Origin of the sequence: uncultured Lacinutrix sp., assembly GCF_947500605.1 — a bacterium.
GTDB lineage: Bacteria > Bacteroidota > Bacteroidia > Flavobacteriales > Flavobacteriaceae > Lacinutrix.
Map to the genome: position 1 here is coordinate 24,873 of NZ_CANMSJ010000009.1, position 22,225 is coordinate 47,097.

General features: G+C 31.6%; 20 protein-coding genes. 3 read left to right on the forward strand and 17 right to left on the reverse strand.

Annotated elements, in window-relative coordinates; translation table 11 throughout:
• Nucleotides 1–6: 6 nt before the first annotated feature.
• The 5 genes from Q0935_RS12455 to Q0935_RS12475 form a co-directional block, all read right to left on the reverse strand.
• Nucleotides 7–885, reverse strand: a complete 879-nt coding sequence (locus tag Q0935_RS12455; protein WP_299386622.1) for a helix-hairpin-helix domain-containing protein — start codon at nt 883–885, stop codon at nt 7–9.
• A gap of 14 nt (nt 886–899) precedes the next feature.
• Nucleotides 900–2,510, reverse strand: a complete 1,611-nt coding sequence (locus Q0935_RS12460) for a sodium:alanine symporter family protein (RefSeq protein ID WP_299252751.1) — start codon at nt 2,508–2,510, stop codon at nt 900–902.
• Between the two features lie 92 nt (nt 2,511–2,602).
• Entirely contained in the window at nt 2,603–3,628 is a 1,026-nt protein-coding gene (locus Q0935_RS12465; RefSeq protein ID WP_299252755.1) for a TrkA family potassium uptake protein, read from the reverse strand.
• A gap of 3 nt (nt 3,629–3,631) precedes the next feature.
• Nucleotides 3,632–3,859 (reverse strand): PspC domain-containing protein, encoded by a 228-nt coding sequence (locus Q0935_RS12470; protein WP_055435178.1) that lies wholly within the window; start codon nt 3,857–3,859, stop codon nt 3,632–3,634.
• Nucleotides 3,860–3,898: 39 nt separating this feature from the next.
• Nucleotides 3,899–5,179: a DUF2851 family protein gene (locus Q0935_RS12475; protein WP_299386627.1), complete on the reverse strand. Its 1,281-nt coding sequence runs from the start codon at nt 5,177–5,179 to the stop codon at nt 3,899–3,901.
• A 119-nt stretch (nt 5,180–5,298) separates the two neighbouring features.
• Here Q0935_RS12475 and Q0935_RS12480 point away from each other — a divergent pair, with 119 nt between their 5' ends.
• Entirely contained in the window at nt 5,299–5,733 is a 435-nt protein-coding gene (locus tag Q0935_RS12480; RefSeq protein WP_299252762.1) for a hypothetical protein, read from the forward strand.
• A gap of 260 nt (nt 5,734–5,993) precedes the next feature.
• Here Q0935_RS12480 and Q0935_RS12485 read toward each other — a convergent pair whose 3' ends face one another.
• Nucleotides 5,994–6,974 (reverse strand): PLP-dependent cysteine synthase family protein, encoded by a 981-nt coding sequence (locus Q0935_RS12485; protein WP_299252765.1) that lies wholly within the window; start codon nt 6,972–6,974, stop codon nt 5,994–5,996.
• A gap of 314 nt (nt 6,975–7,288) precedes the next feature.
• Nucleotides 7,289–8,527, reverse strand: a complete 1,239-nt coding sequence (locus Q0935_RS12490) for an FtsX-like permease family protein (protein WP_299386633.1) — start codon at nt 8,525–8,527, stop codon at nt 7,289–7,291.
• A gap of 7 nt (nt 8,528–8,534) precedes the next feature.
• On the opposite strand from Q0935_RS12490, the gene Q0935_RS12495 reads away from it, so the two are divergent.
• Nucleotides 8,535–9,809 (forward strand): DUF1343 domain-containing protein, encoded by a 1,275-nt coding sequence (locus Q0935_RS12495; RefSeq protein WP_299386637.1) that lies wholly within the window; start codon nt 8,535–8,537, stop codon nt 9,807–9,809.
• 220 nt (nt 9,810–10,029) lie between these two features.
• Here Q0935_RS12495 and Q0935_RS12500 read toward each other — a convergent pair whose 3' ends face one another.
• From Q0935_RS12500 to Q0935_RS12510, 3 genes are all read right to left on the reverse strand, one after another.
• Nucleotides 10,030–10,998: a hypothetical protein gene (locus Q0935_RS12500; RefSeq protein ID WP_299386640.1), complete on the reverse strand. Its 969-nt coding sequence runs from the start codon at nt 10,996–10,998 to the stop codon at nt 10,030–10,032.
• Nucleotides 10,999–11,288: 290 nt separating this feature from the next.
• Nucleotides 11,289–12,113, reverse strand: coding sequence for a sterol desaturase family protein (locus tag Q0935_RS12505; protein ID WP_299386644.1), 825 nt, complete (start codon nt 12,111–12,113; stop codon nt 11,289–11,291).
• Nucleotides 12,114–12,172: 59 nt separating this feature from the next.
• Nucleotides 12,173–12,667 carry a YkgJ family cysteine cluster protein gene (locus Q0935_RS12510; RefSeq protein WP_055435188.1) on the reverse strand — a complete coding sequence of 165 codons (495 nt, stop codon included), beginning with the start codon at nt 12,665–12,667 and terminating at the stop codon, nt 12,173–12,175.
• A gap of 112 nt (nt 12,668–12,779) precedes the next feature.
• Between Q0935_RS12510 and Q0935_RS12515 the strand changes: the two genes are divergently transcribed.
• Nucleotides 12,780–13,481, forward strand: a complete 702-nt coding sequence (locus Q0935_RS12515; RefSeq protein WP_299386650.1) for a bifunctional 2-polyprenyl-6-hydroxyphenol methylase/3-demethylubiquinol 3-O-methyltransferase UbiG — start codon at nt 12,780–12,782, stop codon at nt 13,479–13,481.
• Here Q0935_RS12515 and Q0935_RS12520 read toward each other — a convergent pair.
• From Q0935_RS12520 to Q0935_RS12550, 7 genes are all read right to left on the reverse strand, one after another.
• Nucleotides 13,478–14,149, reverse strand: a complete 672-nt coding sequence (locus tag Q0935_RS12520; protein ID WP_299386653.1) for a hypothetical protein — start codon at nt 14,147–14,149, stop codon at nt 13,478–13,480. The two genes, Q0935_RS12515 and Q0935_RS12520, sit on opposite strands and share 4 nt — an antisense overlap.
• Nucleotides 14,150–14,187: 38 nt before the next feature.
• Nucleotides 14,188–14,367 carry a hypothetical protein gene (locus tag Q0935_RS12525; RefSeq protein WP_299386657.1) on the reverse strand — a complete coding sequence of 60 codons (180 nt, stop codon included), beginning with the start codon at nt 14,365–14,367 and terminating at the stop codon, nt 14,188–14,190.
• Nucleotides 14,368–14,586: 219 nt separating this feature from the next.
• Nucleotides 14,587–14,901 (reverse strand): hypothetical protein, encoded by a 315-nt coding sequence (locus Q0935_RS12530; RefSeq protein WP_299386661.1) that lies wholly within the window; start codon nt 14,899–14,901, stop codon nt 14,587–14,589.
• Nucleotides 14,902–14,905: 4 nt separating this feature from the next.
• Complete coding sequence (locus Q0935_RS12535) at nt 14,906–15,433, reverse strand: hypothetical protein (protein WP_299386665.1); 528 nt, start codon at nt 15,431–15,433, stop codon at nt 14,906–14,908.
• A gap of 110 nt (nt 15,434–15,543) precedes the next feature.
• Nucleotides 15,544–17,166 (reverse strand): amidohydrolase, encoded by a 1,623-nt coding sequence (locus tag Q0935_RS12540; RefSeq protein WP_299386669.1) that lies wholly within the window; start codon nt 17,164–17,166, stop codon nt 15,544–15,546.
• Between the two features lie 153 nt (nt 17,167–17,319).
• Nucleotides 17,320–19,071: a TonB-dependent receptor gene (locus tag Q0935_RS12545; protein WP_299386671.1), complete on the reverse strand. Its 1,752-nt coding sequence runs from the start codon at nt 19,069–19,071 to the stop codon at nt 17,320–17,322.
• 122 nt (nt 19,072–19,193) lie between these two features.
• On the reverse strand, nt 19,194–22,217 hold the full coding sequence (locus Q0935_RS12550; RefSeq protein WP_299386675.1) for a tetratricopeptide repeat protein: 3,024 nt from the start codon (nt 22,215–22,217) through the stop codon (nt 19,194–19,196).
• Between the last annotated feature and the right edge of the window lie 8 nt (nt 22,218–22,225).

The window sequence follows — 22,225 nt, forward strand, 5'->3', positions numbered from 1 at the left end:
TATATTCTAATTAAGCCGTAAATATAACTTAATTATCTCTATTTTTTTCACAGGAAAGTCTTTAACTTTTATTAAATCCTCAAAAGAATTAAACCCTTCATACAGTGTTCTGTATTCTATAATATTATGGGCTATTTCGTAATCTATAAATCTTACAGTTACTAACTGTGACTTTGAAGCTGTGTTTAAATTAATTTTATTAATGGCTTTTGGCGTTTTTAAACTGAACGATTTTTTAAGTTCTTCTATAGTTTCAGGCTTTAAGCCATAAACTTGATTTAACTCTATTATTGAAACAAAACCATTTTGCTTTGTACGGTAATTAATAATACGTTTTGAATACGCCTCTCCTATTCCGTAAACCTTTTGAAGCTGAATTGCGGTTGCAGTATTTAAATCTATTTTTTCTGCTTCAGTTTTAGCCTTACTTGTATTGAAGGATTTTGTGTATTGCTTTTTAGGCTTTGGGTTAGTTACCCAATCTGGAAACTTAAAATAAGGTGATATCTTATTAAAAACTGAATCTGAAACTTTTGTGACTTGCTGAAACTGTTTGGGAGAATTTATCCATTGGTCTTTAGCTCTAAATTTTAAAAGTCTATTAATTTCTTCGCTAGACATTCCTAAAGTATAACCTTTATAATCGGTAATAAAATTAGGGTTAAAAGGATAGATTTTTGGTTTACGTTTTTCAAGCTCTACCAATTTTAAAGAATCTATTTCTGTTTGAAATAATTGTAATGCTTTTGAATCTACGGTTATTTCTTCCGAAGAAAAATTAACAAATGCATAAACACATTGTAAAGCAACAATGAGTAATAGCAATAAAAAAATCCCATTTCGTTGTTGCGTAGTGAACTTGAAATGGGATTTTATATTTTTCATATTAATATTATATGTTATTCCTTTTTAGCTTTAATAGCAGACATATACTTTGTAAGCTCCTCCTTTACTTTAGGAGCAAGAAGTACTAGACCTATCATGTTTGGAACCATCATTGCAAATACCATAGCATCTGAGAATCCAATTACAGATCCTAAACTCGCCGCAGCACCAACAACTACAAATACACAAAAGATAACTTTATAAGTATACTCTGCTTTTTTAGTACGTCCAAATAGGTAAGACCATCCTTGGTAACCGTAGTAAGACCAAGAAATCATAGAACTAAATGCAAACAATACAACTGCTATAGTTAATACATATGGGAACCATGAGATTGAAGATTCGAATGCGCTAGATGTTAATAAAATTGCTTGCGCATCACTTCCCGGAGGATTAGATGGATCTACAAAACCTGTAATAATTAATACTAAAGCCGTCATTGTACAAACAACAACAGTATCTATAAAAGGTTCTAATAATGCAACTAAACCTTCACTTGCAGCATATTTTGTTTTTACTGCAGAATGCGCTATCGAAGCCGAACCAATACCTGCTTCGTTCGAGAACGCAGCACGTCTAAATCCTTGTACTAATACACCAACTACACCACCGGCAATTCCTTCAGGACTAAATGCTCCATCCCAAATTGCAAGAAAAGCTGATCCAACCATATCTGATTTAGAAATAATTACAAATAATGATGCTGCTACATAAATAGCAACCATAAATGGTACAATTTTGTCTGTTACTTTTGCAATTTTCTTAATACCACCAATTATAACGATACCCACTAAAATAGCCATAACAAGACCAAAAGCCCAACCATAACCATGTAAGAAAGATTGCTCACCTCCTGTAATATTTTCTACTAACTGAAATGCTTGATTAACTTGGAACATGTTTCCACCTCCAAAAGAACCACCAATAACAAATATTGCAAAAAGCACTGCTAATACTCGACCTAAACCACCAAGTCCTTTAGACTTTAATCCTTTAGTTAAGTAATACATTGGTCCTCCATAAACAGTACCGTCTGATTCTATATCTCTATATTTTACACCTAAAGTACATTCTACAAATTTTGAAGCCATTCCTAAAAATCCAGCAATAATCATCCAGAAGGTTGCTCCTGCTCCACCAATTGAAACTGCAATGGCAACACCAGCAATGTTTCCTAAACCTACAGTTGCAGATAATGCAGCTGTTAATGCTTGGAAATGACTAACCTCACCTTCGTGATTTTCTACCTTAATAGTCTCTATAGAATCTCCTCCAGGAGTAGAATCTCCAGCGACACTTAAATCTTGAACACTTTTATCATCTGCACCATCTAAATGATCGTACTTACCTCTAACAATATTTACTGAAGTAAAGAATCCTCTAAAATTTATAAAATTAAAGTAAAAAGTAAAGTATAGAGCTCCAAGAATTAAAGGAAATAGAACCCAAAATATTTTTACGCCACCTCCAAAGTTAATTTGGTAAAATATTAAATCCACAAACCAACCTGTTGCATTTCCAAAGGCTTTATCGATTTTTTGGTCTATACCAATCTCTGCGGAGTCTTGAGCGATTGATAACAGTGGTAGAATTAAAGAGAAAATTGAAAGAAGATACTTCTTCATAATGTGTTTTAGTTAGTTAATTTTTAGTTTAAGAATAGCAAGATGCAAAAAATTGCTGAGTTTATAAAATGGTAATCGTTAAAAGATTAACACTAATCCAAATCGTAGATAGATTTTAGCTGTTGTATTTGCTCTGGTCTTCCCAATACAATTACTTTAGAATGTGGCACTAATTTTATTTCGGCTTCTGGGTTAACAATGTATTCTCCACCGCTTCCTTTAAAGCCTATAACAGTACAACCCGTTTTATTTCTCAAGTCTAAATCTTTAATAGTCTGCACTTTATTTGAGGTGTTATAGAGTTTATCTACATCTATTTCTTCAATATTTACATTATCGTTTCCACCTACAGCTAGGTTATCTATAAACTCAATTAAGTCTGGAACAACAACTAAAGATGCCATGTGATCTCCACCAATTCTATCTGGAGAAATAACATTATTAGCACCTGCTAATTTTAACTTTTTATAAGACGTTTCTCGAGAAGCACGACTAATTATGCAAGCTTCTTTATTAATTTGTCTTGCAGAAAGCACCACAAATAGATTATCGGCATCACTTGGCAAAGCCGAAATTAATGTACCTGCTCTTTCTAAACCTGCTTGCAAAAGTACTTCGTCCTCATTAGCATTACCAAATACCATTGGCATTGTCTCACTCTGGAACTTATCTATTATTTCTTTATTCTTCTCAATAATTACAAATGGCTTTTTGTAAGACATTAGTTTTTTAGCTGCCTGTTTTCCATTACGTCCAAAACCACAAATAATGGTATGGTTTTGAAAACCATCAATTTTCTTTTGCATCTTTTTCTTTTTTAGCTCATCGAAGTTATTTCTACTAATAATATACTCGGTAATAATAGAAAGTGCGTAACCTACTATTACAACACTAGACAAAATTAAAAATACAGTAAATATTTTAGAGCTATCATCCAGCGGTTGCACTTCTCCAAAACCAACGGTTGTAATAGTAATAACCGTCATATAAACAGCATCTACCCAAGAGTATCCAGAGATCATTTTAAACCCTAAAACACCTGTTAACAATACAAATACTAATAGCGCAATGGCTAAATATATTTTTGTTCTAAAAAATTTAAGTAATGAATCTACCATTTTTTATAAGTCGAAAACCGAAGATCTTTTAGTGTATAGAATATCTTTTATTCGCATCCAGAAAGCCATAAATAAGTATAAGGCAAAACCGAAACCAACGGTTATAAATGTTAAATACATAAAAGAGGTACGAACAATTTTGGCACGAATACCCAATCTATCTGCTATTCGCTGACAAACATGGTAGCCGTGTTTTTGAAAAAACAACAATGTATTTCGTGCTATTTGCATATTGCAAGGTAATAAAACCTTTTCTAATTTAATTCTAAATTAGTTTGATATTTTATTAAGCAACTGATTACCAATAGCACATTGCAAACATTTATTTTTATCGCAATATTCTGTTTTAAGCTGAATTAAAGCTTGGGAGTCTAATGCAGATTTAGAAACTTTTTTTAAGCTATTAAATTTATTAACGATGCTATTTTTTTCTGAAGCTATTTGCTCAAGCAATTGTATAATCTCGTTATCTATAGGTTTACCTATTTGTTTTGCATAGCTAAACTTTATAGGAATAATAGTATTAATTAACAGCAAATCTATAAATGATTTTGTTAATTTCTTTTTTGAAGCTTTAGACTCTTTATTAAATGTATAATGCGTTTCCCAAAATACAGATGTTTCTACAGAAAACAACTTATAGAAACCTTCTAAGGTTTTTGTTTCTATAATTTTTGAAAACACATTTTGATGTAAATAGTACATATTCGCTAGTTGCGATAAACGAACGGTTGGAAAGTTTGGTGGTCTTAATCTAAAAAATTGTAGCGATGTTACATTTTGAGAAGACAAACCAAACTTTTGCTTTAAAAATTGATATTCTTTTTCTAATTCTAAAAAGTACGGTTCTTGGCAATCATCTTGTAATAATTCGGCTTGACCAAATAGTAGCGCTTCTATACTTAACAGTTTAGATTGTTGTTTTCTTATTATAGAAAAGTCGAAAGAACTTGCAATACTTGCGAATGCTTGTCCGTTTACTTTAAGTCCAAAGTTTTTAGCCAACATTTTAAATAAAACAGCTTCCCAATTATTTGTACTTTGTTCTAATACTATTTTAATATCGTTTGCTTTACGTTCTAAACGCTCAAAATACAAACGCTCTAACCAATTAGACATCGCAAACTCTGGTATACTTGCAAAATCGTTTTCGCAATTTATCCATTTTTGTGTGTTACTAAATAGTTTTTGATAGTTATGTAATGCTTCCGGAGTAACGTAGTGTTTTAATTCTAACGTTGGAATTTCGGTATTGTCTTTTCTAAAAATTTCGGTATCGTGTTCCCAAACTACGTGTATAATTACATTATCGTAATTACTATCTATCTCGTGGTTGTGTAAATACCAATCGCTAGATTTTATATGGATCTCTAAATTTCCTGCCCATAACTGATTTTCAATTTTTAATTGTGCATTAAAAAAATCTGGTCCTGCATTATGGTTGTGCTCACCCACATTATTGATAACTATTTTTTCTCCTTTTGTGGTTTTAAGATTTGTAGTCGTTATCTTTTTGTGTTTCCAGAGATAGTGTAGAAAGTCTTCTTGCATGTCTTAAATGTAAGAAATTGTTAAAACAATAAGTTTAACTTTGTAATGTTTTTATGCAGCCTTCGTCTAAAACGGACAACAAAGAATCTAAAAATATTTTATTAAAACGGTACTATACTATGAGAAAACTAACTAGAATATTAATGGTATTATCAATTTTATCTTTACTCTTTTCTTGTACTAATAGTGATGATAGTATAAAAAAAACAAGCACTTCAAATCATATATTCAAAAAAGAATTTATTTCTTTTGACTACAACGCTAACCCATCTAACAGTTTAAAAATAGATATAACGACTGTTATAGATGTTGAGTTAAATGCTGAGAACTTATATCCTGACGGTTTGTATTTAGTAGTAACCCAAAATTTTAGACATAAAAATAGTTTTGGAACATTTAGTCCTTCAACACATGTAGATACTTTATTTGTTTTTAATAACACAAATAAGACCTACATTTTAAATGATGATATTAATTATATTAATGCGTCTTATAGTATTGAAAACCCTGAAGTTATTATTCACGATCGTAGTTTCTCTTTCTATACACCTTAAAAACAATTATTTTTTTTGTGTTTCCATAGATAAGAATGTCTTCTTGGATGTCTTAAATGTAAGCTTTTTCGTGTATTTGAAACTTGACTTTGCAAAAAAATACGCTAACTTCGTTTAACGTATGATATAAAACATTGAAACGATTTTATATCAGCGAAATATTAAACGAAATCTCCAAAATTCTAAATAAAAAAAAGCACAGTTATAAAACTGTGCTTTTTGCTTTTCTATTATGAGATTCCTGCTTTCGCAGGAATTTGTTACTCTATGTAACCCATTTCTCGCATCCAATCGTCGTTAAACATTTTACCTACATAACGTGAGCCATGATCGTGAAATAACACAACAACAACATCGTCCTTAGTAAAGTGTTCCTTTAATTGTAGCACACCTTTAATTGCAGCTCCAGCAGAATTACCTAAAAACATACCTTCTTCTTTACTTAAACGTTGCGTGTAAACCGCAGCATCTTTATCTGTTACCTTAGTAAACCCATCGATAATATCGAAGTCTACATTTTTTGGTAAAATATCTTCTCCGATACCTTCGGTTACGTAAGGATAAATTTCTTTTTCATCGAAAACTCCAGTCTCATGGTATTTTTTAAATACAGAACCGTAAGTGTCTATTCCCCAAATTTTAATATTGGGATTTTGTTCTTTTAAGTATTTACCAACTCCTGAAATTGTTCCTCCCGTTCCTACACCAACAACAAAGTGTGTTATTTTTCCATCTGTCTGTTCCCAAATTTCTGGACCTGTACTTTGGTAATGTGCTTTTGCATTACTTGGGTTATCGTATTGGTTTACATACCAAGAATTTGGTGTTTCTTCACCTAAACGTTTTGATACCGAGTAATACGATCTTGGATCGTCTGGCTCTACTGCTGTTGGGCAAACTACTACTTCTGCTCCTACTGCTTTTAGAATGTCTACTTTTTCTTTAGACTGCTTATCTGCCATTACAAAAATACATTTGTAACCTTTTATTATGGCTGCTAATGCTAATCCCATTCCTGTATTACCAGAGGTACCTTCTATAATTGTTCCTCCTGGTTTTAATCTACCATCCGCTTCGGCATCTTCAATCATTTGTAATGCCATACGATCTTTTACCGAGTTTCCTGGGTTAAAGGTTTCGTATTTAGAGAGTACCAAGCATGGTAGCTCTGCTGTAAGTTTGTTTATTTTTACTAATGGTGTGTTTCCTATAGTTCCAAGGATATTTTCTGCGTATTGCATGCTTTGTTTTTATTTTACTTTTTCTTTTGCAAAAGTACTAAAATGGAAATATACTTTTGTTTGTTTTAACGTTCATTTTAACTAGGGCTAAACTACTTAGTAATTATAAGGTTTATAAAGAATAAATAATTGCGTATATAAAACAGTTAATTTAAATTACTAAACACAACTGATAAACTCGAGTTAGCGATTAATAATACATATTATTTATAAAGAAACCGTGGTTGCTTCGCAGTTGATAAACATCCTATTTTGCCCTTAAAAAGCGAAAAAGAAATTACGGAAAACTCGAGTTTTAGGTAACTCCCAAAATACTACTCGAAACGGATGGCTTTTACAGGAGAAATTTTAGTGATTATGTACGATGGAATTAGCAACATAGCCAAGCAGAGCACAAATGTACCGATGTTTAATAATAAAATATAATCTAGACTTATGTACACAGGAATAGTGGTCATGTAATACTGCTCTGGATTAGGGAAGCTTAAAAAGCCAAAATATTTTTGTGCAAATAATAAACTTAATCCTATTAAATTCCCCCAAAAAAGACCTTTAAGAATAAGATAAGTAGCATTGTAAATAAATATTTTTCTTACGGTATTGCTACTACTTCCTAGAGCTTTTAGTATACCAATCATTTGGGTACGTTCTAAAATTAGAACCAGTAATGCAGTTATCATGTTAATACCTGCGACAATAATCATTATACCAATGATACCGATGATGTTTTTATCGAAAATACCAATCCACTCGAATACCATTCCGAATTTTTGTTTTACAGATTCTACGTTTAATGTCGAAGGCGTTTCTTGAAATATAGCCGTTGTTTTTTGGTCTATAGCATCGAAATCGTCTATAAAAACTTCAAAATTTCCTATTTGGTCTGCTTCCCATTTGTTTAAACGCTGAATATGTTTAATGTCTCCAATAGCAAATTGCTGGTCGAAATCTTTAAATCCAGAGTTGTAAATACCAACTACATTATAACCTAATGGTCTTGGTAACCTAGTTGCATCTTTATCTAAAAAGTAAGCGGTTACCTTATCTCCTATTTTTAAATTAAGTCTATTGGCAAAATATTGAGATATTAAAAGGTCTTCGTTTCGTTTTTGTGAAAAGTCTGGCAAAACACCTTCTACTAAAAATTCTTGTAGATATTGCCAATCGTAATCTGCGCCAACACCTTTTATTACCACACTCTCGAAAGTGTCTGGTTGTATAAAAACAGCATGTCTTGTTGCTACGCCTTGTACATGTTTTATGCCCGATACGCTATTAAAATCTGGGTAAAAATCTTGATTTATAGAAATTGGTTTTTCGCTTTCTTGCGAATTATTGGTATCGTAATTAGTAATCGTGGCATGACCATTAAATGCCACTACTTTGTCTCTTATTTTTTGTTGTAGACCAATTCCTGTTGCTATGGCAATCATCATTACAATAATACCCAAAGCAATTGCTACGATTCCAATTTTTATTATTGGTGCCGATATACTACTTTTATACGCTTTACTATCAATAATGCGTTTAGCTATAAAATATTCGAAATTCAAAAAAGTTATGAGTGTACAATTAATGTGGTGTAAAAATACAGTTTTATTATTTCTTTTTTTAGGAATTTCTTGCGGAAAGGCTAATAAGGTTGATGTTGCTTCCCGAACCAATGCTACTGCAGAGGTTATTGAGCCAGTAAAGAATAACAATACTCTTGTTATTGGTGCAAACCAAACCAATGCGTATTTAAAACTTTTAAAAGGCAAACGTGTTGGCGTAGTAGCAAACCAGACTAGCGTGGTGTTTAAAAATGAGATAGATTTATCGCAAACCGATAATAATGACAATTACATACACTTGGTAGATTCTCTAATCTCTAATAGAATTGATGTTAAAAAAGTATTTGCTCCAGAGCATGGTTTTAGAGGTAAGGCAGATGCTGGCGAAGTGGTTAAAGATGGTATAGATACTAAAACAGGCTTACCTATTATTTCTCTTTACGGAAAGAACAAAAAGCCTTCTGCCGAGCAATTAATGGATTTGGATATTGTGGTTTTTGACATACAAGATGTTGGTGCACGTTTCTATACTTATATTTCTTCGTTACATTATGTTATGGAGGCTTGCGCCGAAGCAAATATTCCTGTTGTTATTTTTGATAGACCAAACCCAAATGGACATTATGTTGATGGGCCTATTTTAGAAAAAGAACATAAGAGTTTTGTTGGTATGCATCCTATTCCTGTGGTACATGGCATGACGATTGGTGAATATGCACAAATGATTAATGGCGAAGGTTGGCTAAACAATAGTTTAAAATGCAATCTTACTGTTATTGCAATGAAAAACTACAATCATGAATTAACTTATAGTTTACCTATTAAACCATCTCCAAACTTACCTAACGATATTGCTATAAACTTATATCCTAGCCTTTGTTTTTTTGAAGGAACAAATGTTAGTGCCGGTCGTGGTACGGAATTACAGTTTCAAATTTATGGTTCTCCATTTTTACCAAAATCTGAATTTGAATTTACACCTCAACCAAACTTTGGTTCTAAATACCCAAAATATAAAAATGAAGTTTGTAACGGTTTTAACTTAACTGCTACACAACAGTTAAAGGCGTTAGATTTAAGCTACTTAATTAATGCTTACAATACTACTAGCAATAAAAGCAAGTTCTTTCTATCTAATGGTTTCTTTAGCAAACTAGCAGGTACTAAAAAATTACAGAAACAAATTGAAGCTGGAGAATCTATAGAAAACATAAAAGCCACCTGGAAAAATGGCTTAGATCGTTTTAATATAATGCGTGCTAAATATTTACTTTATAAATAGTTATTGTCTTGTACGCGATTTAATCTTAGATTATTAGTACTACACTATTTATTAGTTTACTTCTCTATAAACTTATTTCTAATAGAAAGTTAATGCTATATATATTACCATTATAGCAATTCACTAAAACTAAAGTAAAGCATATAAAATATAAAAGCCATCTAAAAAGATGGCTTAAATAGTTTTAATGTAATGCAAGCTAAAAATATTTACTAAATAATTAGTTTTCGTATCGTGTTCCGTTAGGACGTAAATTATTAGCTCTATACTCTTCGCGAGTTTGCTTATCTACTGTCTTATCGTTATCAATTTGAGAAAGGTTATATGTTACCTTTTTAACTTCTATTAATGTAGTTGGCTTTTTTACGGGCTCACTTTTGTCAACGCTAGTAACTGCTCTATCTTTTTCATTTTTAAGACGCATTGCTTTTTTTGCTTCTTCTCTTTCTGCAGCAATTTCGAATATGTTCTTTTTATTCACGTTAGAAACCACTTTAGGCTCTCTTTGTTTTCTTGTATCTACTCTTTTTGTAGGTGTTGCTTTTTCTTTTTCTGCTCTAGGCTTAGCAACTGCAACTCTTGTATCTTCTTCTTTTTCTATTACGGGCTTAACAATGGCTATAGAAGTATCCTCTTCTTTATCCACTTTTGCTTTAGCCGCAACAACAGGCTTATCTTTTTTAACTCTTGTTTTAGCAACAGCCATACGTGTATCTACATCTTCAACAACTTTAGGCTTTTTCTTAAGAGGTTTAATGTTTCTAGCTATTTGCTCTTCTTCACTTAAACTAGATCTTAAAATACTTTCTTCTAAATCTTCGATAGCATTTTTTGGTCTAGCTATATCCTCTACTCTTTTTACTCCTAAAGCTATAATTTTATCTTCTCTATAAACCGCAATTGTATATCTTCCTTGTTTAAAGTGATATAATGGTATTTTAATTTCTGGAGCATCAACATCTATTATAACAGAATCCTTTTCATCGTGACTTAAAAAAGTAACACGTAAAATATTTTTATCACTTTTAAGTGTTAATGTATCTAATGTAAAATTTAAAGATTGCTCTAGACCAGCAGCATCTTTATTTATGTTTCTTTCAATATTAGTAAGCGCTCTTTGTTGTCCATAAATGGAAACGCTTAAAAGTAAAGCTAAGAAAAGTAGGGTTATCGTTTTTAGATTTTTCATAAACTGAATTTTTACTAATTCTATTAAATTTTGCTAAAAATCAATTAGTTTCAGGGACTACAAAAATAAAGCAAATAGTAATTATACATCTGCATTTAATGTATAATTTAGAACAATTTAGCCGAATAGTACAATTAACTCGCTGAAACGCAACTTTACCTGATAATCAATCATATAACTAATAATTAGCATTAATTACTTAGTAATATGCAACGATTACATCAAAAAAACATAGAATAAATAAAGAAGTAGGCATTACACTAAAAATTACTAATATTCTATTAAAAAGTTTAACTCGTTGGCTTTCTGTATTTATGAAAAGGTTGTTTTAAAAGATGCTTTAAACTTGCATTTTCTTCGGCATTTGGAAAAGTATCTACACCGTAAACAATTTTGGCTCTATCTAAGTGCATATAAGTACCAAAAATACGATCCCAAATTGAGAATATATTTCCGTAATTAGAATCTGTATATGGCAACTTATAATGATGATGTACTTTGTGCATATCTGGAGACACAATAATATAACTTAACAGTTTATCTAATTGCCTTGGCATTTTTATATTGGCATGCGTAAACTGTGTAAATATTAACGACATAGACTGGTATAACATAACAATACCAATTGGTGCACCAATAATAAAAACACCTGCTAAAGTAAATATAAAACGAATAATGCTTTCTAAAGGATGATGCCTATTTGCCGACGTAGTATCTACTTCATGATCGCTATGGTGTACTAAATGTACCATCCACAGCACACCAATTTTATGCTCTGTATAATGAGCCAAATAGGCGCCTACAAAATCTAAAAGCAACACACCTAAAGTAACATATAGCCAAAATGGTATTTCTGGTAGCCAATTAATAATTCCGAAGTCATTAATTTTAACCCAATCTGCTGTTGCTAGTAACGCAAAAGCTAAAGCAAAATTAATAATGATGGTGGTAAGTGTAAAAAACAAGTTTGGTAACGCATGTTTCCATTTTTTATACTTAAAGTTAAATAAAGGTAATATGCCTTCTAATAGCCAGAATAAAGTAATACCGCCAACTAGTAAAACACTTCTATGTAGTGTTGGAATGTTTTCGAAATAGGTGATTAAATTTTCCAAATATCGTTTTTATTTAAAGGTAATAATTTAAAAAACACAAAATTAACTCACCCAGTATTTTATAATTTAATACGTTCCTTCATCTTCTCTACAATATTAAAAGCTGCAGGACAAATTGCAACATTTTGCATGGTTAAATTAGAGATTTGCTGAAACTTCTTTCTATCGGTATGTGGAAACTCGCTACAAGCCTTTGGTCTCACATCATATATAGAACAATAATTATCGGCACCTAAAAAAGTACAAGGTACACTTTGCAACACGTAATCGTTGTCTTCATCTATCCTTAAAAACTGCTCTACAAATTTTTGCGTTTTCATTTTAAAATGCTTCGCAATTCTATCTACATCTTTATCTGTAAATAGAGGACCTGTAGTTTTACAACAATTGGCACATTCTAAACAATCGGTGCTTTTAAATTCTTCATCATGCAATTCCTGCATAATGTAATCCAGTTTTTTGGGTGCCTTCTTTTTAAGCTTTGTAAAAAAGGTTTTATTTTCCTTATGCTTATCTTTGGCGAGCTTTGGAAGATTATTGATAATGTCTTGCATTGTGCGAAAATAATATTTTCGTCTTTATCAATAGTAAAGGACTTAAATAATATTTAAAAAGAAACTACAAATTAACAGATTACCTTTACTAAAGTCTCGCAACGACAGCTATATGAAAAAAGACTTATTCGGAAAAGCATTATTAGATTTTTACAACGGAAATACTTCAGAAGACATTATTACGTCCACTAACATTTCGGAAGAAGATACTCTACCTCTAGATTATTTATTTAGGGACTATACTGAAATGCCAAAAATTGAAAAAGAAGCATTAAAACTCGCAAAAGGACATATTTTAGATGTTGGTTGTGGTGCGGGCAGCCATAGTTTATATCTTCAAGCAAAAGGTGAAAATGTAAAAGCTATTGACTTATCTAAAGGTGCTATTGAAGTTTGTAAAAAAAGAGGAGTTTTAAATGCTGAATTGCTTCCCATATTAGAAGAGAAAGAAACTTTCGATACTATATTACTATTAATGAATGGTACTGGAATTTTTCAAACTCTAAAAGCACTTCCCGAATATTTAACACATTTAAAAAACTTGTTAAATACCAATGGACAAATTTTAATAGATTCTACTGACATTAAATATATGTACGAAGACGAAGATGGTGGCTTTTGGCAAGATCTAAACTCTGGATATTATGGCGAGTTAGATTACTTCTTAAAATATAAAGATGAAGAGGAATCACCAATGAAATGGTTATACCTAGATTTTAGCACTTTGGTTATTGCTTGTGCTTCGGTTGGATTAAATTGCGAGAAGGTTGCAGAAGGTGAGCATTTCGATTATTTAGCTAAGCTTTATATCTAGTTACAACTAGAGTTATAAAACTTAACGATATCTTGAAGGTCTTCTTTTATAAATTCTTTTTTATCAATTTTATTTTTCAACGTCGGGCAATCTTTAAAATAATCCATTGCTCTTTTTCTAAAAGACTTGGTTAAGCTTACTTGATTAAAAATCTGAGGCTTCTCTCCTTCTTTTAAAAACATTACTTGGTTATGACTCCCCATATAACCAGGCATGTAAACCGGTGCAGCTCCAGGAGCTCCAGTTGCTCCATTCCAACCACCGCCAGATTGTACAGCAACGGTTCTACCAACAAGTCTTAAATTGCCATCTACCATTAATTCTACAAAGCCTAATTTACTTTGTTTTTTATTTAAATAAACAGGAATGTAATTTTCAATTCTAGTTTTCTCTACCTTTTTTCGTCCTACTTTCTCTTTATAGCTAACAGTAAAAACTATCTGCTCAACTTCTTTGGGTAGATATTTAGATTTCTTATCCTTTTTATTTTTTCTGAATTTAAGCTTTTCTTTCCCTAAATTAATACCGTTAGACATCATTGCTAAAGAAGCTTCACCTTCTAAAACAGTTCCGTTTTTTAAAGTGACTTCTGCTTTAGTCCAGCCGTATTGTGCGAAAGCGAAACTAGTAGATGTAAGTAAAGCTAGGGTAAGTAAAAATTTATTCATTCTTTTTATAAATTTAGGTTTAGACAGAAGACTCTTTATTAATCCGTTTTCCAGACAATCACAGGAATTTTATAAACATCGGTAAATTGTTGCCTATTTTTAATTCTTTTCGATTTATAAGTTTCTATTATTTTTAAGTCGTCTTTTTCATTCAACACTTTTATAATAGTAACTTCAATTACTTTACCAGAAATAGGATCGACTGTAATATAATACAAACCATAATCATTATTAAATGCTTTGTAACTTAATTTATATCTACGCCCTTTTACTGGGTTATAAATACTAAAAGTGTTATTAGATTTGAGAAGTGTGATATTATCTAAATCACTATAATCTTTAAAGATCTTTTTTAAAACCTTTAATTTAGCCTCTTCTATTTCTGCTTTTCCTTTGTTGTATAAAACTGAAGGATTACATATAGAAACAGATATCCTTTAGTTTTTAGAAGCATCAGAAAAAATTAACCATGTAGAACCAACTTGGAGGTTTGGAGAAGAACATGAACCTACTGACTTAGATAAATAGATAAAATCTGAGGAGACCGTACCTTTAAAATCTTCTAAAAGGCGAAATCTAACTTGTTTTGGCTGTTTTGTATTTTCATAATATGCTACGACTTCTACTATTTTTGCTTTAAAAACAGCATTAGCAGTATCGAATCTTTGAGGTATAGGAGGATAAATACAGGTACATGCGAATACTTGATAAGAAACAAGAACAAATAATACCTGTAACGCTCTCCTAAGCATTACCTTATAAATTATATCCTTTTTCAGACAATTGTGCGATTACACCACGATAAACTCCGCTACTCCACATCTCTGAAATTTTACTCATAGACTCATTCATAGACTCTTGAGATCCTAAAATTTTCTGTCCTGTATCGCTTTTATAAAACTCACTTAAAATCACTTTATCGCCTTCAGTTAAACCATCTGTTTTAAACATATTTTTCCCTGCTTTAGAAGCGTATAAAACATTCATGTTTTTAACATCTTGATGTGTAAAGTGTCCTTTATAAGCAGACACCATCATTTGTGCTAACTCATCCATTGCAGCAGATTTTCCTTTTTTAACTTCTGCCCAAACGGTATCTGGAACATTAGCATCTGTAAACTGAACTTTAAGCATAGTATACATTTGCTCCATTACATCTTCGTAATAAGACATTGTACCATTACTTTTAACACATTTTTTAACGTCTTCACTATATGCATCTACTTGCGCAAAACTTGTTGCCGATAAGCTTAAAAATAATAGTAATGTAAATACTCTTTTCATATGTCTTTATATTTAATATTTTAATGGTTATATGTTTAACAATAGTAATACGCTACTTAGCATATAAAACCATGAACATATTTTGTTTTTTTCTAATTTTCTAAAATCAATTATTGTGCCACTCCATTAATATAGGTTAGCTTTACTTTTGTTAAAGGTATCTTTTCTTCAGGAATTTCCATAATATCTTGATTTAATATTATAAAATCTGCAAATTTACCTGCTTCAATACTTCCTTTTTCTTGGTCTTCGAAATTAGAATATGCTGCCCAAATGGTCATCCCTTTTAAAGTCTCTTCTCTTGTTAAACCATTTTCTTTTTGGAAACCATTTTCAGGATAACCTTTCAAATCTTTTCTTGCTACCGCAGCATAGAATGTTAGAAATGGACTTACTTGTTCCACAGGAAAATCTGTACCAAGTGCAACTCTTCCGCTTTTTTCTAATAATGTTTTGTATGCATATGCACCTTTTACTCGAGTTTCTCCTACTCTATCTTTTGCCCAATACATATCGCTTGTTGCATGTGTAGGTTGTATTGAAGGAATTATGTTTTCATTTTCAAAATAATTAAAATCGTTATCTGTAATCACTTGTGCGTGCTCTACTCTCCAACGTCTATTTTTTTGATTCATTAAAGTCTTCTCATAAGTTTGAAGCACAAATCTATTAGCCGAGTCTCCAATAGCATGCGTATTCATTTGGTAACCTGCTTTATCTATTCTTTGTGCCAAAGCTCTATAATCGTCCGTTCCAATTACCATGGCTCCAAAATGATTATGCTCATCGCTGTAAGATTCTTTTAAAGCTGCTCCACGAGAACCTAAAGCACCATCTGCATATACTTTTACAGACTGTACATTTAATCGCTCTGTCTTAATTTTCCCTTTGTTTAAGTAATAATCCAGGTTTTCCTTTTTATTACTAATCATAGCATACACTCGCATGTGTAATGTATTTGCTTTTTGTAAACTATCTATTAATTCAATTACTTTCTTGTCTAACCCTGCATCACTAACTGTAGTTAAACCTAAATTAGTGCAAAACTCTTGCGCATCTAACAATGCATTTATTTGTTGTTTACGTGTTGGTTTTGGAAAAATAGCCTCAACCAATTCCATAGGATTATCAATAAGAATTCCTGTAAGTTTTCCGTCTTTAATCTTTATTTCTCCACCTTCAACTTTAGATTTTGCAGTAATATTTGCCATATCTAAAGCCACTTGATTACACAACATAGCATGACCATCTATTCTTGTTATAGCAACTGGAGTGTCTGGATATAATTTATCTAAAAGCATTTTATCTGGATAGGTTTTATCTTCCCAATCGTTTTGATCCCAACCACGACCAATAATAAATGATGTGTTTTTTTTCTCTTGAAATGCTATAACACGTTTCATAACGTCATCAAAACTCGTAGTACCTACTAAATTTACGGTTTGCTTATTTAAACCTAATCCATAAAAATGACAATGTGCATCTATTAAGCCAGGTACAACAGTTTCTCCTTTAGCGTCAATTATTTCTTTAGCGGAAAAGCTTTTCTGTATTTCTGAAGTACTTCCTATTGCTTGAAACTTTCCGTCTTTAATAGCAAACGCTTCCGCTTTAGCGAAATCTGAATCTACAGTATAAACATTAGCATTTATTACAATAGAATCGACTTCTATTTTATTGTTATTACAACTTAAGAGTGTAAAGATTGCTGCAACTATTATTAGCTTTTTCATTTGTATTATTTTGGATGATAAATATAAGAATAAAAAACGTCCTCTTGTTTAGAGGACGTTTTTGAAATGAAATAAAAATTACTTCTAATTAATTTACTTAATTGTGGTTCTATTATTAAGATTGCTTCGTGCCTCACAATGACCGAAACATTTTTAGAAATCGAATTTATAAGTTCCTCCAGCTAAAAACTGAATACCTTGAACATCTGTATTTTGCCACTTGTTGTAATTTTCTCCAATAAGATTGTTTCCTTTTACAGATACAGAAATACGATCGTTTACATGGTAACCTCCATGAATGTTAGCATCGAAATAACTATCTAATGCTATAACTTGAGTTGGATTTAAAGGGCTAGGTAAACTTGGATTATTGATATCATTAAAACCCGTTAAATCTTTACGTTCACCTACAAAGAACAGGTTTGCTCCTGCAAACCAATGTTCGTTAATTTGGTAATCCATAAATAAAGTTCCTTTAATTTCTGGTAAATTCCAAGCTTCTTCTTCGTTCTTTGTATTGTAAACAAAGTATTCTCCTTTTGCACCTAAAGTAAAATTTCTATTTATATCTACACTTAATTCTCCTGCTACTCCTAAAGTTGTAACATCGTCGTAAGTTACACCAAACGAGTTTCCGTAATGGTAGCTTTCATTATTATCGAAACCATAAGGCACTAAATTGTTTTGGAATAAAGCTTTACTTTTTTCCGACTTATAACTTCCGCTAACCAAATAACCAATAGTATTAGACAACTTACCTCTTAAACCAGCATAAGCATTGTATTGTTGATCTGTTGGTGTAATAAATAATGTTGGAGAAACAAATGCATTCTCGGTAGAAAAACTATGATAAGAATTCTGATTTAAACCACCTTTTACACCTCCAAAAGCAATAATAAACTCATCTACTAAACGGTAGCTTGCGCTAATATTTGGATAGATAAAGAAACTACTTTTACCAGCTTCGGTATCGTTTAAATAAGTTAATATTACACCTAAATTCACGGTTAAATCGTCTTTTTTAATTTGGTATGTTGGTGCTAAACCTACTTGAAAGTTTCCGTAGTTTATTTCTGTAGCATCAAAATAATTTCTTTCAAAATTTCCTCCTAAATAATCTAAACTTAATACTGTTGAGACTATTTCATCTCTAATAGGAATATCTGCTGTTCCGCTTAATTTTAGTCTGTTTTCTCCAGATCCCAGATTGTCACCAAAACGTCTGAATAACACATCGGCACCTTTAAAAATACCATCTTCAATATTTAATGCTCCAGAAATATGAGCATCTGTAAAATTATGGCCAACATCTAACGTATCTGCTGTAGCTTGGTTAAATAATGGTTGCTGTAAACCATACCAGTTATAAGATTGCAATCCAAAACCACCACCAACAGTCCAATTTAAATCGTTAGTTAATTTACTGTAAGTTAAATCTATTTTAGAATCTAAAAAATTATCGTCTGTAAGAACTCCATCTATACCGCCTTGAGAAGAGTGATGACTAACATGAGCACTTACGTTCTCGCCACTATTAAGTTCGTGGTTTAAGTACACTTCGCCTACAATAGTAGTGTATGTGCCAACTCCTAAAGTGGCATAATTATCGTATAATTTCACTTTTCTAGCTTTGTCTACAACTGCTGCTTTTCCTTTTGCTGGTGTAAATGTTGAAGCCACCGGAAAAGAAAAGATATTATACTTTATTTCTTTTTTTGTTCCTGTTTCTGCATCGTCTAATGTTGGCATTTCCTTTACTTTAAAGGCATCGGAAATCGTTGGCGCATACGGTTTAATTACATTAATAACATCTGGGTTTAACGTGTCTTGTTCGCGCTCTTGTGCAAGCATTACTGTTGTAGTTAATGCTGCTATAATTAATAAGAATTGCTTTTTGTGAAACATATATTCTCCTTTATTTTTTCTTTAATTCCTGCGAAAGCAGAAATCTATATTAATTCTTGTTATTGTGTGGATTCCTACCTGCGCAGGAATGATAGAGTTACATTTGTTTTAATTTAAAAACACTAATCTTCAGTTTCTACTGAGGCATTCGTTTTAGCTTGCTCTGTTTTTATTATAGCTAACTCTGTTTGCGCTTCTGTAACAACCTCTGGAAAATCATTAAAATTCTTAATAACACTTTCTAAAATATAAGTTGCTTGAAAAGCATCGTTTAAAGCATATTGGTTTTTAGCCATAATAATTAATCCTTTTGCGCCATAGAACTTATAGCCAGAATAATCTTTAGCCAAACGCTGTACAACAGTATTCGATGCAGCATAACTACCTTCTTTATTTTTAAAGTAAGCATTGTAGTATAATGCTTCTGCTGCAGTTTCTCCCGTAGCTGTTAACTCTACATTTGCATAAGCAGATTTAGCTTTCGCTTCATCGTTTGTCTTAATTGCCGAACGTGCAATAATAACATAAGCATCACTTTTTATTTTATTATCTAAGTTTAGATTGTTGAGTACTTTTTCCGCGTAAGCGACAGCTTCTGTATACTTATTTAGTTGGTAATTTGCTTGCATTAAATTAGACTGCGCAAACAGACTGTTTTGAGGAAAATTAGCTTCGGCTTCCAAACGTTTTAATGTAGGTATTGCTTCGTTCCAGTTTTTCTCTTCTAATGTTATTTGAGACAAACGCAATAAAGCCTCTTCGGTAAACTCGCTTTGAGATGCATTTACAACTGCTTTATAATGTGGTTTTGCGTTTTCTTTTAACTCTTTTTTGAAATACAATTGTGCTAAATAAAAATGAGCTTGATTTGCGTGTAATCCGTTATTAAAATCATTTAAATAACGATTAAACAACTTAATAGCATCGTTTGTATTACCATCTAAATATTGCTTTTCTGCAGATTGGTATGTGGCATTATCTATATCGCCATCGGTTACTTCTACATAATCTAAGGTTTGAACCCATGCAGCGTAATCATCTACACGACCCAAGTCTATATATATTAAACGTGCTGTTGCTACTGCTTGATTTGCCTCTAAGGAATTAGGGAAATCGCCAGCAACTTTTTTAAATTTAGTTAACGCTTCTTCATTTTGACTCTTATTGTAATGCACTAAACCTTGGCGTAATAATGCTTTTGAAGTAAAAGATCCATTATTATATTCTGAAACTAATTGATTATACATTGCAATACCTTTACCTGTATTTCCTGCTTTTACATAGGCATTACCTAAGGTGTACATAGCGTCGTCACGTAATTTTGAACTTGGATATTTTGAAATGAATGTTTCTAATTCTGAAATTTTCTTATCTGTTTGTCCTAAATAACCATAGCTCATCGCTTTTTGAAAGAATGCGTAATCCATTTCAATTTTATTTACGCTTAGTGCTTCGCTATACATTGTAATCGCGCTCTCATAAGCACTTGTTACAAAATAGCTATCTGCTAAACGTAAGTAAGCATCGTTTAATCTTACTTTATCTTCTTTTTTACTTGCTGTAAAATCTTTGAAGTACTTAATCGCTTGATCGTAATTTTTCTGCTTAAAATAAGTGTATGCTAAGTGGTAATCTAAATTGTTATATTCTGGAGTTTTATTGGCATCAGTTTGCTGTTGAAATTGCTTAAAACCAATTAAAGCATCATCGTAATTTGTTAAATTATAATCGGTTTCTGCTTTCCAAAATGTTGCTCTTGCTGTGTACTTTAAATCTTGAGATTCGCCTATAGAAGCATCGAACATCTTTTCGGCTTCAGCATAATTGCTTTCGTTATATAATTCTATTCCTCTGTAATACGTTACTTTTTGATAAGCTACTTTATTCTCGAAACTCTTTTTACCTTTTAATAAAACTAAAGCTTCTTTGTAGTTTTTTGAAGTAATATAAGAGTCTATTAATAAAGTCTCTAATTCTGTTCTATTATTTGTTTCCGGATATTTATCTAAATAACTCGCTAATACTTGAGGAACCGATTGGTATGGATTACCAATTTCGTAACTAATTTTAGCATAATTAAGCCACGCATCTTCTTGAATTTTTAAATCGTAATCCATTTGCGAGGCATTTCTAAAAGCATTTAAAGCCTCTTGCTTTTTATCTAAACTCACATAGCTTTCTCCTAAGTGATAGTATGCATTTTGCGCCACACTATTATTACCATTTATAATTTTATTGAATTCTGAAATGGCTTTTTCATAATCTTTTTGCTTGTAATAAGCATAGCCCAATTGATAATAATCGGTGTTATTCCACTTTCCTTTTTTGCCTTTGTATTCCGTTAAATAAGAAATAGCCTCTTCGTAGTTTTCTAAATTAAAATAACTTTCACCTACAATTTTATTAAGTTCGGATACTTCGTTTTGCTCGTTTGTTTTCTCTAATTGCGCTTTTGCTAACTCTATTGCTTTTTCAAATTTTCCTAATTTAAAATTTAAATCTGCTTGATAATAACTTAACTTTTCTTTGTATTTATCTTCACCTTCAACTTGTGTAAAATATTCGTTGGCTTTATCGTAATCATCTCCTTCATAAGCCATAAAACCAATATAGTATTTAGCTTGTGAACCATATTTTTGAGAGTTTTCTACTCTATTTAAATACTTTTTTGCGGCTTTGTAATTTTTTGAAGAAAATGCAGTATATCCTCGATTAAAATTGAACTTTTCGCGTTCGTTTAGGGATAGTGAGTTTTCGTCTACTTTACTGTACCATTTTTCTGAATATGCAAATTTCCCGTTTTCAAAATAGTAATCTGCAACATCTACAAAAGCAGTATTTTTCTTAGTACTTGTTGGATAATCTTCTACAAACTCTTCGATTAGAGTATCTGCATTTTTCTGGTTTAATCTTACAGCACAATTAGCAATATAATAGGCACAGTCTGATTCTATAGCATCGCCTTGAGACTCTTTTTTAATATCCTTAAAAGCTGCTTGAGCTGCTAAATATTGTTGATTATTGTATAACGATAGCGCTTTTTGATAAGCTACAAAATTGCTTGTGTAAGCAGCAGATTGCTGTGCTGAAGATAATAATGTAAAACTTAGGGCTACAAGTAGAACTGTTATATACTTTTTAGTCATTGACTAGG